Below are 13,276 nucleotides of genomic sequence, written 5' to 3'. Positions count from 1 at the left end.
TGGATCTCCCTGACATCCCAGACAGGGAGAGTCAAATCAGTTGCCAAGAGCGGCCACGAAGCGACGGGTGATCTGCTGCGGACGGGTAATGGCCCCGCCCACCACCACTGCATGAGCGCCCAGAGCCAGACAGCGTGCGGCCATGGTCGGGGTTTCGACATTGCCCTCGGCAATGACCGGTACGCTAACCGCGGCCAATACCTCTCTCAGAAAACGAAAATCATCCTGCGCCAATTGTTTTCCCAAAGTTTCGTCAGTATAGCCATGCAAGGTGGTTCCCACGCAGTCAAACCCCAGTTGGTCGGCATGGATGGCCTCTTCCACCGTGGCGATGTCAGCCATCAGCAGCAAGTCAGGATATCTGACCCGCACGGCTGCGACCAATTCCGCCAGCGCCAGGCTCCCCGGCCGGGGATGCAGGGTCGCATCCAGGGCGATCATCTGCGGCCCCACCGTCATCAGTTCGTCAATTTCTTGCAGGGTGGGGGTGATGTATACCTGGCTACCGGCATAATCACGCTTGATGATGCCGATCACCGGCAACGACACCGCCTGCATGATGGCTTTGACATCCTCAACGCTGTTGGCCCGGATCGCCGCAGCCCCCCCCTCTTGCGCAGCCACCGCCATACGCGACATGATAAAATCACTGTGCAGCGGTTCATCATCCAGTGCCTGGCAGGAAACCACCAATCGTCCCTTGATTTGCTGCAAAATAGAAAGCGTCATAAATCCAATAACTCCTCGACTTCATTTTTAATGATGGTGACGTGCGGCCCGTAAATGACCTGTACCCCATTGCCACGAATGATCACTGCCCGCGCGCCGCTGGCTTTCAGCCCTGCCTCATCCAGCAACTGACTCTGTTTCACCGTAATGCGTAAACGGGTGGCGCAGCAGTCCAACTCGACAACATTGTCTTTGCCTCCCAGCGACGCTAGCACCTGCTGCGATCGCGCGGTTCCTTCCAAAGCAAAGCCTGTCGGCAGCTCTTCGCCGCGCCCCGGCGTTTTGAAATTGAAACGAACAATCAGGAAGCGGAAGGTGAAGTAGTACAAGAAAAACCAGGGAACGCCGACCAGCGGTACATACATCCAGTGGGTTTTGGCCTCACCCTGCAATACGCCAAATAACATGAAATCAATAAAACCGCCGGAGAACGTCTGCCCGATAGTGATGTGCAGAATATGGGCAAGCATGAACGCCAGACCGTCAAACAGGGCATGCACCAGGTACAGCGCCGGGGCAACAAACAGAAACGAGAATTCAATCGGCTCGGTAATGCCGGTGAGGAACGAAGTCAACGCCGCCGACAGCAACAAACCGCCGACACGTTTGCGGTTCTCCGGACTGGCGGTTTGATACATCGCCAGACAGGCGCCGACCAGGCCGAACATCATGGTGATAAAGCGGCCAGACATAAAACGCGCAGTACCGATGTAAAACTGCTGGGTATGCGGATCGGCAAGCTGAGCGAAGAAAATGCGCTGTGTCCCCTCAACCAGCTGGCCGTTAATCACTTCACTGCCACCCAGCGCCGTGGTCCAGAACGGCAGATAAAAAATATGGTGCAGGCCAAATGGCCCCAGCATGCGCAGCACAAAACCGTAGATGAAGGTGCCCAGATAACCGCTGGCGTCTACCAGTCCACCCAGGCCGAAGATCACCTGCTGGAAATGAGGCCAAATCACGGTCATCAAAGCTCCCACCCCCATGGCGGCCAGAGAGCAGATAATAGGGACGAAACGCGACCCGCCGAAAAAACCCAGGAACTGTGGCAACGAAATTTTGTTGTAACGATCGTGCAGGTAACCGGTCACCAGGCCAATGATCACCCCGCCGAATACCCCGGTCTCCAGCGTTTGGATCCCCATAATGACGCCTTGTCCCACTGCGCCGGGATTTTCAGTGGCCAGAGAACCGTTGATCTTCAGCAAGGCATTGATGGTGGCGTTCATCACCAGATAGGCAATCAGCGATGCCAATCCTGCGGTCCCCTTATCGCCTTTGGCCAGCCCCACCGCCACCCCGACGGCGAACAACACCGCCAGATTGGCAAATACGATAGAACCGGCGCTGGCCATCACGGTAAATACCCCTTGCAGCCACCCGACGTTGAGGAAGGGATAAGCCTCCAGAGTATTGGGATTGGACAACGCCCCGCCGATCCCCAGTAGCAAGCCGGCGGCAGGCAACACGGCGATCGGTAACATAAACGACTTTCCGAACCGCTGGGCTTTTTCAAACCAGCTGCCAGACCTTGATTCCCCTGCTGTTGACATAAATTTTCCTCATTATCATTTTTTATGATGAAAATTTTTACCACAAATAAAAAACAATGTTGAAAATTTTATTCATAACGATGATCGGCTTCACAATACGTCGATTTTGCTGGCGGGCGGCGGCGACTTTCCGCCACAATAGAAAGAGAAACAATCAGAAAGGTAACGTGATGAATACTGGAAATTTATTATTGCGGCTGCGGCAAGAACTGGCGAGCTATAGCCCCACGTTGCAAAAGCTCGGCAGCTTTGTGCTCGAGGAGCCGTCCAGGGCCGTCTACTTTACCATCACCGAACTGGCCCGCGAGAGCGGCACCAGTGAAGCCAGCGTAACCCGACTCTGTCGCCATCTGGGCTGTAAAGGCTATACCGAGTTTAAAATGGCGCTGGCTCTGAGCCTGCAACAAAACCAGCCAGAGGCGACGACTCGCCAAAGCACCACGGAAAACCTGGTGGAGGAAAGCGTACAGGCATTGCGGGATACCGGCGCGTTATTGGATCATCAGGCCCTGCGGCAGGCAGCAGAAAGTCTGCATCAAAGCGCCTCGATACAGATTTATGGCGTCGCCGCCAGTGCGATTATTGGGGACTTCCTGCACTACAAACTGTTGCGCGTGGGTAAACCGGCGCTGCTGTTCAGTGATATGCACCGGGCGGCGATGAACGCTGCTTCGCTGGGCGAACAAGACCTGCTGATCGTCATCTCCAGTTCAGGTTCGACCAAAGATGTGCTGCATGCGGTTACCCTGGCCAAACAACGCGGTGCGCGAGTCGTCGCCGTCAGCAACACCCAGCGCAGCCCACTAGCCAAACTGGCAGATGTGCTGCTGGTAGCCGCCAAGCCGGAAGGCCCACTGAACGCCGGTGCACTACCGGCCAAGGTCGGAGCGATGTTGCTGGTGGAGTTTATGGTGGCCGAATTGGCCAGGTTTGACCCGGCTTACGGCCTGGCGGTGCAGGAAACGGCGAGCGCTACCCTGCCGCTACTGCTGTAAATCAGAGTATCCAGCGGCCGTAAACCCAGTACCAAATCGCCAGCGTCGCCACGATGTTCAGCACTACGCTGACGATAAACCCGCTTTTGAACGGCTGTTTCTGGGTTTTGTGGCGAAATACCTGCTGCGCCACTATAGCGCCCACCCAACCGCCCACCAGCCCGAATACCAGCAGCGTGCTTTCCGGCACCCGTTGCCAGCTTTTGCGTGCTGCAAACTTATCCGCGCCGTAGACCACCAGCGTCAGCAGGTTAGCCAACAACCACCACATCCAGATCGGATGCAGGAAAAACAAACTGGCGACCAGCGCCAGCCCCAACAGGGCATAACAAACAGCATTGAGTTTCATAGCTTCCGGCTTAGCGCAGACAAACGGCGGGTAGTGTGACGCCCCCCGTCAGCGGATGCAATGCCCGCATAACCACACAAAAAGTGCATTTAAACCACGAGTTTGGCATCCTGTGACTATGCTAAACAGACTTTCACCGCAAAGGCGGCGCTAATGACAGCTCAACGCGTACTGGTTCTTGGAGCCAGCGGCTATATCGGCCAAAACCTGATCCCCCACCTGATCGAACAGGGACATCACATTACCGCCGCCGCGCGTCGTATCGAATGGCTGCAGGAACAGCACTGGCCGCAGGTTAACTGCCAATATGTCGACGTTTACCGGCCGGAAACCCTGGCCGCCGCGTTATGGGAGACCGACGCGGTTTATTACCTGATCCACGGTATGGGCGACGGCGACGATTTTATTGAAAAGGAACGCCAGGCCGCTGAAAACCTGCGTGACGCGCTACGCAGCTCCAGCGTCAAGCAGGTCATTTTTCTCGGCGCATTGCAACCCGAAGGCGACAGCTCGCCACACCTGGTGGCACGCAAGCTGACCGGGGAGATCCTGCGTCAGAGCGGTATTCCCGTCACCGAGCTAAGAGCCAGTATTATTGTCGGCCCAGGATCGGCCGCGTTCGAAATCATGCGCGATATGGTTTACAACCTGCCGGTGCTGACTCCACCGCGCTGGGTACGTTCCAAATCTTCACCGGTGGCGCTGGAAAACCTGCTGGTGTATCTGGCCGATCTGTTGGCGCATCCGGCAGAAGAAAACCGCATTTTTGACGTCGCCGGCCCGGAGTACATCAGCTATCAAACCATGTTCGAACGATTCATCGCCATCAGCGGCAAAAAACGTTGGCTGATCCCGATCCCGTTGCCGACCCGTTTTATCTCGGTCTGGTTTATCAGCATGATCACCTCGGTGCCCACGTCTATCGCCAGCGCGCTGATCCAGGGGTTGAACCACGATCTGCCCGCCGACGGTAAACCGCTGCAGGCGCTGATCCCGCAGACGCTGCAAACCTTCGATCAGGCGGTGACAGCCACCCTGCAACGCGAAGAGGAAGTGGTCGACTCCGCCGACTGGGGTTACGACCCGGAAGCGCGGGCGCGCTGGCGGCCGGGCTACGGTTTTTATCCGAAGCAGGCGGGTTGCTCGATAGAAACCCAGGCATCCAGCCAGGCCCTGTGGCACACGGTGCAGCAACTGGGTGGCAAAGAGGGCTATTTTTACGCCAATATTCTGTGGCAGATCCGTGCCCGTATGGACGATATGATCGGCAATCGCGTGGTTTATGGCCGTCCGCAACGCGACACGCTCGAGGTTGGCGACGTCGTCGACGGCTGGAAGGTGATCACCCTCAAACCACAGCGGCTCTTGGCACTGCTGTTCGGCATGAAAGCCCCCGGTCTGGGCCGCCTCGCTTTCACCATCAAGGATCACGGCGACCACCGTACCCTGGACGTGCGGGCCTGGTGGCACCCCGCCGGGTTTAGCGGGCTGCTGTATTGGTTCGCTATGATGCCCGCGCATCTGTTTATTTTTCGCGGCATGGCCCGGCGTATTGCCAGGCTGGCCGAAGAACATCAGCGCAATCTGCCGTAAAAGGCAGTATCCAGGTGTTCAATTGTCGATCAACCGCACACTTTGCTGCTGCGGTTAGGTCCTTTCCGATTGCATAGAGCACGAAATAACGGAAGAATGGCATCTTATTTGCTGGAGCGCCGCTGAAGGCCGTCAGCATTCTGATTTTTGGTGAGAATAGAGTTCGTTATGAAGGTATTGGTCACCGGTGCAACCAGTGGGTTAGGCCGTAACGCCGTTGAATATCTGCGCCGTCAGGGCATCAAAGTGCGTGCCACCGGTCGCAACCAGGCGATGGGCAGTCTGCTGGTAAAAATGGGTGCAGAATTCATTCATGCCGATCTCACCAATCTGGTCTCATCGCAGGCCAAAGCCATGCTGGCCGATGTGGACGTACTGTGGCACTGCTCCAGTTTCACTTCCCCCTGGGGCACCGAAGAAGCCTTTGAACTAGCCAACGTGCGCGCTACCCGTCGCCTGGGCGAATGGGCGGCGGCTTACGGCGTTTCGCAGTTTATTCATATCTCTTCGCCGGCGGTTTACTTCGACTATCATCACCATCGCAACGTTACCGAAGACTTCCGCCCTGTACGCTATGCCAACGAGTTTGCCCGCAGCAAGGCCGCCGGTGAACAAGTGATCCAACAGTTGGCGCTGTCCAATCCGCAGACCCACTTCACCATTCTGCGTCCGCAGGGGTTATTCGGACCGCACGACAAGGTGATGCTGCCGCGTCTGTTACAGATGATCAAACGTTATGGCAATCTGCTGCTGCCACGCGGCGGTGCCGCGCTGGTGGACATGACTTATCTGGAAAACGCAGTGCACGCCATGTGGCTGGCGACCCAGAAAGAAAATACCCCGTCGGGCCGCGCCTACAACATCACCAACCAGCAGCCACGTCAGCTACGCAGCGTGGTGCAGCAGTTGATCGACGAGTTGGGCATGAAGTGCCGGATCCGTTCGGTACCTTACCCAATGCTCGACATGATGGCGCGCGGCATGGAAAAGCTCGGCAGTAAAAGTGAAAAAGAGCCGGTGCTGACCCACTACGGCGTCGCCAAGCTCAATTTTGAGCTGACGCTGGATACCACGCGTGCCCAGCAGGAGCTGGACTACCGACCTATTATTTCGCTGGACGAGGGTATCTCACGCACCGCCCGTTGGCTCAAAGATCACGGCAAGCTGCACGGTCTGTAATTAACGGGCAGCTCCGTATTTCAGCAACAGCGCGTCGACAATCGCCTCACTCTCCGCATCCGGCTCACCACGATAATCGCTGGGCCGGAAATGCATCTGAAACGCCGCCAGTACGTTTTTCTGCTGCCGGACATCCCACTGAGCATCCATGCCATAACCGTAACTCGCCAGCTTGGCCATCAAGGGTGCCAGCGGCACTTCGGCATGCTTATCCCGCCCGGCCAACAGTTTCTGCACCTGATCCTCATCCGGCCAGGCACCTATGCCCGCCTGCGCCAGCTGTTGCCAGGGGAATAGCGGGCCGGGATCCTGCTTGCGCTGCGGCGCTATATCGCTGTGCCCCACCACGTCCGTTGGCAAAATACCGTAGCGCTGGATAATATCGCGGCTCAGTGGGATCAACAGGGCTATTTGCTCCGGCGTATAGGGCTGCCAGTGGGTAAACAGCAGGGTGCGATTGAACCCGCGATTGACGATCTCAATGCCGATCGAGGTGTCATTGAGGTTGCTTCTGCCGCGCCAACTGCTGGCCCCGGCATGCCATGCGCGCAACGCTTCCGGCACCAGTTGGAATGCCACCGGTTTGCCCTGCGCCAGCGGTGGGTACGCCGGCAACAGATAATGCGCGCTAACGTGTTCATCCGTCAGGGTTTTCAATGAGGAGTGGAAGTCTTCGGCGGTGTAATGCATCACCAGGAAACGAATGCGCTGGTCTGCGCCCTGGGCCTGATGCAGAGTTTCCAACTGATAGCCACCATGATCGACAATGGTGTTCTGCGGCGCGCTTTGGCAGCCTGCAAGCAGCGCTGCGGCAAATATCCCTGGCCAAATTTTCACGAATCCCTCCTGTGCGTTAGCTACGCCGAATTTGTAACCCGAATTGATTAATCTGTATCCAATAATCATTGTAATCAATAAATGATGACAGATCAGCCTGATGTGCAAGCGAGTGTTGCGCTGGACTGGCAGATTGCACTTCAGCTGTTAGGCTAATCATATTATCTGCGCTGATATAAGCGAGTCACTCATGTTCAAGCCAAGCTACCTCTCATGGCTGATCTGTATCGCCATGCTCCCACTCAGCGGTTGTGACCAAAAAACAGTGGCCAACGCCATGGGGGGCGCGCCACCTGCAGCTACATCTCCGGCGGCAGACACATCTTCCGCAGCAGCGCCGGCCTATACCCCATTGAGCGCCGATCAACTGTACCAGTTGGTCAGCCCGGTGGCGCTTTTTCCTGACAAACTGTTAGCACAGGTGCTGGCCGGAGCGGGTTATCCCGACCAAATCAGCACGGCGGATAACTGGCTGTCACAAAATCATGGCCTGCAACCGGCGGCACTCGCCACGGCCGCAGACGCTCAGCCCTGGGACCCGAGCGTTCGTGGATTAGTGCAGTTTCCTGACGTGCTGGACCAAATGGCTAAAAATATCCCCTGGACCACGGAACTGGGCAGTGCCTATCTCAACGATCCCACCGACGTGATGAATGCCATTCAGGTGATGCGTCAACGCGCCGCCACCCAAGGCACGCTGAAATCCTCGCCGCAGCAAAAGGTGACAGTCACCCCGGCCACGCAATACGTTGAACAGCAGCCCTCCCCACAAACCGTAGTGGCTGCCCCGGCCCAAACCATTGTGATTGAACCCAGCCAACCGGATGTGGTTTACGTGCCATATTACGATCCCCGGACGGCCTATGGCGCACCGGTACCGGCCTACCCGAGCTACCAATATCAAACTGCTCCCGGCTATAGCAGCGGCGATATGGTAGCAACCGGCGTTATCAGCTTTGGTGTAGGTATCCTGGTTGGTGCATTGATTAATGAAAACCATCATGACGACTGGCATAGCTGGGATGTGCACTGGAATAATCGGCGTCAGCCGGTGGTCTATAACAACGCGCCCTATATTTCGCATTCCACCACGGTGATTAACCGCGTCACCAATATCAATCAATTTAATAATGTGAACCGTAGCAACACCGTGAATAACTACCGCAACACGCCGATGGTGCAGGCGCCGCGTATTGCCGCACCGACGGCCCGTACGGCGCCGAACGTTAACACGATGCAACAACCTCACTTTGCCCAACAGGCAGCCGCGGTTAATACGCGCCAGCCAATGACTACACCGAACTTTACCCATACGGGAACGGTAGCCGCCCCCCGTACAGTGACACCCTCGGCCCATGCTCAGCCACAGATGACCCTGCCGAAATTCAACTCTACAGCACCCGCAGCGGTACCACCGCAAACGCGAAAATCAGCAACGCCGGTTCGGCAAACAGAAAACCGGCCAACGCAGCAGCCCAAACAACGCACAACCGCGCCGCATGCCACACAGCAAGTGGCTCGACCCGCAGCCACTAAACCGGTGGTTCGTAGCGCGCCCGTAGCCTCGGTTTCCCGCCCGCAGCCGGTTCAGCAACACTCTGATACCCCGCGGAACCCGTTCCATCAGCAACGGATACAGACAGAGCATCGCCCGGCCCCCGCAGTCAGACAGCAGGAACGCCGGCCATTAAAAATTGAATCCCGCAGGGCCGATTAAAGAGATGACGCCCCGGCTGAGGCCGGGGCGTGAAAGAAGGGATTAACGACTGACTTTCACTGCGGTGCCGCTGACGGTCACCATCAGCATGCTGCTGTCTTTACCCACGGTTTCGTAATCGATATCAATACCGACCACCGCGTTGGCACCCAACTCTTGTGCCTGCTCTTCCAGTTCCTTGAAGGCGATCAGACGCGCTTTACGCAGCTCTTTCTCATAGGCCCCGGAACGGCCGCCGACAATGTCACGCACGCCGGCAAAAAAATCACGGAAAATATTGGCACCCAAAATAGCCTCGCCGGTGACAACGCCGCAGTACTCGGTAATGGTAAACCCTTCCAGGGTCGGGGTGGTTGAAAGCTGCATCAAAACTCCTTGCTTGATTGATTCATGGCATTTATCTGACCATCGTTTTAGCATTATGTTCTGTATTGAAATGGCACGCACTACGAATGCAAGGCCAGAAATCGCATTTATACTGTAGGCTAGTGGTCTTCATGGTAGAGACTTTCACATAAGGTAATGAGATGAAAACAAAAACGATTGCGGCTGTTTTTCCCTTAGCGCTGTTACTGAGTGCCTGCACCACCGTTGAACCGGCATTCAAGGATATCGGTACCCGTACTGGCGGTTGTGTGGAAGGCGGCCCGGATGCGGTGGCACAGAAATTTTACGATTTGCGCCTGCAACAAGGTACCGGTACCGCCCTGCCGGACAGCAACCGTCTGGCGCAATTGCAGCCTTACCTGAGTAAAGTGCTGTACCAGGATCTGGTGACGGCTAACCAGAATCCGGGCAAACATCAGGTCACCGGCGATCTGTTTACCGGCAATGCTCAGGGGCCGACCAGCGCCACCGTCGCCAGCGCGTCGACCATTCCTAATACCGATGCCAAAAATATCCCGTTGCGCGTTCAGCTCAGTTACCAGAAAGACGGTGGCAGTGCAGTCAACTGGCAGGATGAAGTGCTGATGGTGCGCGAAGGCACCTGTTGGGTCGTGGACGATATCCGCTATCTGAACGTGCCACCGCACGCCGCCAGCGGTACGCTGCGTCAGGTATTGGAAAACCAGTAAGCCAACTCAACCACCGGTGCCCTTGGGTACCGGTGGTTAGATAAATGCTTTGATTGCGCGCAATATTTGTTCAATTTGAGAAATTTCGCTACCTGCCTCACAGCATGCACGACAAATCCCCCCTTCGAACCTGACTCGCGGTATCTTGTGCTATTCTTTTACTATTCTGCCGCGCAGTAATAAATTTTAACGCACAAAGATTGCATAAGTATTCTGTGGAAGTTAACATTCGCGGCATCAATATCTATTCAATTCTGGCGCATGAGCATTCAACTTAACGGTATCAATTGCTATTACGGCGCACATCAGGCGCTGTTTGACATCACGCTGGATTGCCCAGCAGGGGAAACCTTAGTGCTGCTGGGTCCAAGCGGCGCGGGGAAAAGCTCGTTATTGCGGGTATTGAACCTGTTGGAAATGCCACGTTCGGGCCAACTGCAGATCGCCGGTAACCAATTCGACTTTAAGCAGGCTCCGGGCGAAAAAGCCATTCGCGAGCTACGTCAGAATGTCGGCATGGTATTCCAGCAATACAATCTCTGGCCTCACCTCACCGTGGTGCAAAACCTGATCGAAGCACCTTGCCGCGTGCTGGGCCTGACCAAGGCTCAGGCGATGGAGCGTGCCGACAAGCTGCTCAAGCGCCTGCGCCTGACCGACTTTGCCGATCGTTTCCCGCTGCACCTTTCCGGCGGCCAACAACAGCGTGTGGCCATTGCCCGTGCGCTGATGATGGAACCGCAGGTTCTGCTGTTTGATGAACCGACGGCCGCGCTGGATCCTGAGATCACCGCCCAAATCGTCAGCATCATTCGCGAATTGGCCGGCACCGGAATCACCCAGGTGATCGTGACCCACGAAGTGGAAGTGGCGCGCAAAACCGCCAGCCGCGTGGTGTACATGGAAAACGGCCACGTAGTGGAACAAGGCGATGCCAGCCACTTCAAGAATCCACAGACCACCGAGTTTGCCAATTACTTATCACACTAACAATTTTACTTGCTGTAATTTGGGGAGTTTGCGATGAAAAAACTAATAATCGCCGCCGTTCTGGCCGGCATCAGCGTTTCCGCCTCTGCAGCCGAAACTATTCGTTTCGCTACCGAAGCTTCTTATCCTCCATTTGAATTTATTGACGCCGGCAACAAGATCCAGGGCTTTGATGTCGATCTGGCCAATGCGCTGTGTAAAGAGATCCAGGCCGAGTGTACTTTCACCAATCAGGCCTTTGACAGCCTGATCCCAAGCCTGAAGTTCAAGCGCTTCGACGCGGTGATGGCCGGTATGGACATCACGCCTGAGCGTGAAAAACAGGTGCTGTTTACCAAACCTTATTACGATAACTCCGCCCTGTTTGTTGCCCAGAAAGGCAAGGTGGCTGACGTCGCTGCACTGAAAGGCAAGAAAGTGGGCGTGCAGAACGGCACCACCCATCAGAAATACCTGACCGACAAGCACCCGGAAATCACCACCGTACCTTACGACAGCTATCAGAACGCCATTCTGGATCTGAAAAATGGCCGCGTTGATGCGGTATTCGGTGACACTGCGGTGGTCAACGAATGGCTGAAACAAAATGCTGCTCTGGCGGCAGTGGGCGATAAAGTGACCGATAAAGACTACTTCGGTACCGGTTTGGGCATTGCCGTTCGCCAGAAAAATACCGATCTGCAGGGCAAGTTCAACGCCGCTCTGGACAAGATCAAACAGGATGGGACTTACGAAACCATCTACAAAAAATGGTTCCAGCAGTAATCAACTCTGATGAATGAAATCCAACCTTTAGCAAGCGCCGCCGGGATGACCGTCGGCCTTGCCGTTTGTGCCCTTATCCTTGGGCTGATCCTGGCGATGCTGTTTGCCGTCTGGGAGTCATCACGCTGGAAAGTGGTTAGCTGGCTCGGCACCGCCTGGGTCACTCTGTTGCGCGGCCTGCCGGAAATTCTGGTGGTGCTGTTCATCTATTTCGGCTCATCGCAGCTGTTGTTGATGCTGTCCGATGGCTTCACCCTGAACCTTGGTCTGTTCCAACTGCCCATCCAACTGGCGATTGATAACTTTGAAGTCAGCCCGTTCCTGTGCGGCGTCATTGCCCTCGCCCTGCTCTATTCGGCCTATGCGTCGCAAACGCTGCGTGGCGCGCTGAAGGCTGTGCCGCAGGGGCAATGGGAATCCGGGCAGGCGCTGGGGATGAGCACCACGGCGATTTTCTTCCGCCTGATCATGCCACAGATGTGGCGGCACGCGCTGCCCGGCCTCGGCAACCAGTGGCTGGTATTGCTGAAAGATACCGCGTTGGTGTCACTGATCAGCGTTAACGATCTGATGCTGCAAACCAAAAGCATTGCCACCCGCACCCAGGAGCCTTTTACCTGGTACGTGATAGCGGCGGCGATTTATCTGGTGGTCACCCTATTCAGCCAGTACATCATTAAACGCATCGAACTGCGCACCACGCGTTTTGAGCGGGGGCCATCCTGATGTTTGAGTTCTTGCCGGAAATTATCAAAGGGCTGCACACCAGCCTGACGCTGACCATCACCGCGCTGATCGTGGCGCTGGTGCTGTCGCTGGTGCTGACGGTGATCTTGACGCTGAAAACGCCGATCCTGACGCCGTTGGTAAAAATCTATATCACCCTGTTCACCGGTACGCCGCTGCTGGTGCAGATCTTCCTGATCTACTACGGCCCCGGTCAGTTCCCGGCGATCCGCGAGTATCCGTGGTTATGGAACTTGCTGTCGCAACCGTGGCTGTGTGCGATGATCGCATTGGCGCTGAACAGTGCCGCCTATACTACCCAACTGTTTTACGGTGCGGTACGGGCGATCCCGGCCGGTCAATGGCAATCTTGTGAAGCCCTCGGCATGTCGCGTTCGCAATCGCTGCGTATCCTGCTGCCGTTTGCCTTCAAGCGTGCGCTGTCGTCTTACTCCAACGAAGTGGTGCTGGTGTTCAAAAGTACCTCACTGGCCTATACCATCACCCTGATGGAAGTCATGGGATACAGCCAGCTGATGTATGGCCGGACCTACGACGTGATGGTGTTTGGCGCTGCCGGGTTGGTGTATCTGTGCGTCAACGGCTTGCTGACGCTGCTGATGCGTCTGGTCGAGCGCCGTGCATTGGCGTTTGAACGTCGCAACTGAGTCAGTAGAGCGATACTCTCAAAGCCCTGCCATCGCGCGGGGCTTTTTTATGTCCAGAACAAATTTTCAATCATTTATATTGCATATTAATTCATTAAA

The 13,276-nt window shown here is 55.9% G+C and carries 14 protein-coding genes; 9 read left to right on the top strand and 5 right to left on the bottom strand.

Annotation, left to right across the window (positions count from 1 at the left end):
* Nucleotides 1-36: 36 nt before the first annotated feature.
* Both E5C26_RS08485 and E5C26_RS08480 read right to left on the bottom strand, forming a co-directional pair.
* On the bottom strand, nucleotides 37-729 hold the full coding sequence (locus E5C26_RS08485; RefSeq protein WP_135315891.1) for an N-acetylmannosamine-6-phosphate 2-epimerase: 693 nt from the start codon (nucleotides 727-729) through the stop codon (nucleotides 37-39).
* A complete protein-coding gene (locus tag E5C26_RS08480; protein ID WP_135315890.1) occupies nucleotides 726-2,282 on the bottom strand; it encodes a PTS transporter subunit EIIC in 1,557 nt (518 codons plus the stop codon). Before E5C26_RS08480 ends, E5C26_RS08485 begins: the two co-directional genes overlap by 4 nt.
* Nucleotides 2,283-2,449: 167 nt before the next feature.
* On the opposite strand from E5C26_RS08480, the gene E5C26_RS08475 reads away from it, so the two are divergent.
* Nucleotides 2,450-3,277 carry a MurR/RpiR family transcriptional regulator gene (locus E5C26_RS08475; protein WP_135315889.1) on the top strand — a complete coding sequence of 276 codons (828 nt, stop codon included), beginning with the start codon at nucleotides 2,450-2,452 and terminating at the stop codon, nucleotides 3,275-3,277.
* Nucleotide 3,278: 1 nt separating this feature from the next.
* Here the strand turns inward: E5C26_RS08475 and E5C26_RS08470 are convergent, their stop codons facing one another.
* Entirely contained in the window at nucleotides 3,279-3,626 is a 348-nt protein-coding gene (locus E5C26_RS08470) for a DUF1294 domain-containing protein (protein WP_135315888.1), read from the bottom strand.
* A gap of 153 nt (nucleotides 3,627-3,779) precedes the next feature.
* On the opposite strand from E5C26_RS08470, the gene E5C26_RS08465 reads away from it, so the two are divergent.
* Complete coding sequence (locus E5C26_RS08465; RefSeq protein ID WP_135315887.1) at nucleotides 3,780-5,219, top strand: DUF2867 domain-containing protein; 1,440 nt, start codon at nucleotides 3,780-3,782, stop codon at nucleotides 5,217-5,219.
* Between the two features lie 168 nt (nucleotides 5,220-5,387).
* A complete protein-coding gene (locus E5C26_RS08460) occupies nucleotides 5,388-6,398 on the top strand; it encodes an NAD-dependent epimerase/dehydratase family protein (RefSeq protein ID WP_135315886.1) in 1,011 nt (336 codons plus the stop codon).
* Here E5C26_RS08460 and E5C26_RS08455 read toward each other — a convergent pair whose 3' ends face one another.
* The gene (locus tag E5C26_RS08455) at nucleotides 6,399-7,235 is read right to left on the bottom strand and encodes an N-acetylmuramoyl-L-alanine amidase (RefSeq protein ID WP_135315885.1); all 837 of its coding nucleotides are present in this window, start codon (nucleotides 7,233-7,235) and stop codon (nucleotides 6,399-6,401) included. It abuts the gene before it with no gap.
* Between the two features lie 190 nt (nucleotides 7,236-7,425).
* On the opposite strand from E5C26_RS08455, the gene E5C26_RS08450 reads away from it, so the two are divergent.
* Nucleotides 7,426-8,952 carry a DUF3300 domain-containing protein gene (locus E5C26_RS08450; protein WP_135315884.1) on the top strand — a complete coding sequence of 509 codons (1,527 nt, stop codon included), beginning with the start codon at nucleotides 7,426-7,428 and terminating at the stop codon, nucleotides 8,950-8,952.
* Nucleotides 8,953-8,994: 42 nt separating this feature from the next.
* Here the strand turns inward: E5C26_RS08450 and E5C26_RS08445 are convergent, their stop codons facing one another.
* A complete protein-coding gene (locus tag E5C26_RS08445) occupies nucleotides 8,995-9,318 on the bottom strand; it encodes a heavy metal-binding domain-containing protein (RefSeq protein WP_037426521.1) in 324 nt (107 codons plus the stop codon).
* A 161-nt stretch (nucleotides 9,319-9,479) separates the two neighbouring features.
* On the opposite strand from E5C26_RS08445, the gene E5C26_RS08440 reads away from it, so the two are divergent.
* The 5 genes from E5C26_RS08440 (at nucleotide 9,480) to artM (ending at nucleotide 13,177) form a co-directional block, all read left to right on the top strand.
* Nucleotides 9,480-10,028 (top strand): lipoprotein, encoded by a 549-nt coding sequence (locus tag E5C26_RS08440; protein WP_135315883.1) that lies wholly within the window; start codon nucleotides 9,480-9,482, stop codon nucleotides 10,026-10,028.
* A gap of 261 nt (nucleotides 10,029-10,289) precedes the next feature.
* Entirely contained in the window at nucleotides 10,290-11,018 is a 729-nt protein-coding gene (artP, locus tag E5C26_RS08435) for an arginine ABC transporter ATP-binding protein ArtP (RefSeq protein ID WP_012006089.1), read from the top strand.
* 33 nt (nucleotides 11,019-11,051) lie between these two features.
* Complete coding sequence (gene artJ / locus E5C26_RS08430) at nucleotides 11,052-11,783, top strand: arginine ABC transporter substrate-binding protein (RefSeq protein WP_017892235.1); 732 nt, start codon at nucleotides 11,052-11,054, stop codon at nucleotides 11,781-11,783.
* A 9-nt stretch (nucleotides 11,784-11,792) separates the two neighbouring features.
* Nucleotides 11,793-12,509 carry an arginine ABC transporter permease ArtQ gene (gene artQ / locus E5C26_RS08425; RefSeq protein WP_135315882.1) on the top strand — a complete coding sequence of 239 codons (717 nt, stop codon included), beginning with the start codon at nucleotides 11,793-11,795 and terminating at the stop codon, nucleotides 12,507-12,509.
* A complete protein-coding gene (gene artM / locus E5C26_RS08420) occupies nucleotides 12,509-13,177 on the top strand; it encodes an arginine ABC transporter permease ArtM (RefSeq protein ID WP_012006086.1) in 669 nt (222 codons plus the stop codon). The genes artQ and artM overlap by 1 nt, the downstream gene beginning before the upstream one ends.
* Nucleotides 13,178-13,276 lie beyond the last annotated feature (99 nt).

This window comes from Serratia proteamaculans (assembly GCF_004684015.1).
Lineage (GTDB): Bacteria > Pseudomonadota > Gammaproteobacteria > Enterobacterales > Enterobacteriaceae > Serratia > Serratia proteamaculans_F.
Note: the sequence above shows the minus strand (reverse complement) of the source record. Positions and strands in the feature narration are given on the sequence as shown.

Bases quoted from the DNA above. Each gene is read 5' to 3' on its own strand.
- E5C26_RS08485 (WP_135315891.1), bottom strand. From the start codon at position 729: ATGACGCTTTCTATTTTGCAGCAAATCAAGGGACGATTGGTGGTTTCC.
- E5C26_RS08480 (WP_135315890.1), bottom strand. From the start codon at position 2,282: ATGTCAACAGCAGGGGAATCAAGGTCTGGCAGCTGGTTTGAAAAAGCC.
- E5C26_RS08470 (WP_135315888.1), bottom strand. From the start codon at position 3,626: ATGAAACTCAATGCTGTTTGTTATGCCCTGTTGGGGCTGGCGCTGGTC.
- E5C26_RS08465 (WP_135315887.1), top strand. From the start codon at position 3,780: ATGACAGCTCAACGCGTACTGGTTCTTGGAGCCAGCGGCTATATCGGC.
- E5C26_RS08460 (WP_135315886.1), top strand. From the start codon at position 5,388: ATGAAGGTATTGGTCACCGGTGCAACCAGTGGGTTAGGCCGTAACGCC.
- E5C26_RS08450 (WP_135315884.1), top strand. From the start codon at position 7,426: ATGTTCAAGCCAAGCTACCTCTCATGGCTGATCTGTATCGCCATGCTC.
- E5C26_RS08445 (WP_037426521.1), bottom strand. From the start codon at position 9,318: ATGCAGCTTTCAACCACCCCGACCCTGGAAGGGTTTACCATTACCGAG.
- E5C26_RS08440 (WP_135315883.1), top strand. From the start codon at position 9,480: ATGAAAACAAAAACGATTGCGGCTGTTTTTCCCTTAGCGCTGTTACTG.
- artP (WP_012006089.1), top strand. From the start codon at position 10,290: ATGAGCATTCAACTTAACGGTATCAATTGCTATTACGGCGCACATCAG.
- artJ (WP_017892235.1), top strand. From the start codon at position 11,052: ATGAAAAAACTAATAATCGCCGCCGTTCTGGCCGGCATCAGCGTTTCC.
- artQ (WP_135315882.1), top strand. From the start codon at position 11,793: ATGAATGAAATCCAACCTTTAGCAAGCGCCGCCGGGATGACCGTCGGC.
- artM (WP_012006086.1), top strand. From the start codon at position 12,509: ATGTTTGAGTTCTTGCCGGAAATTATCAAAGGGCTGCACACCAGCCTG.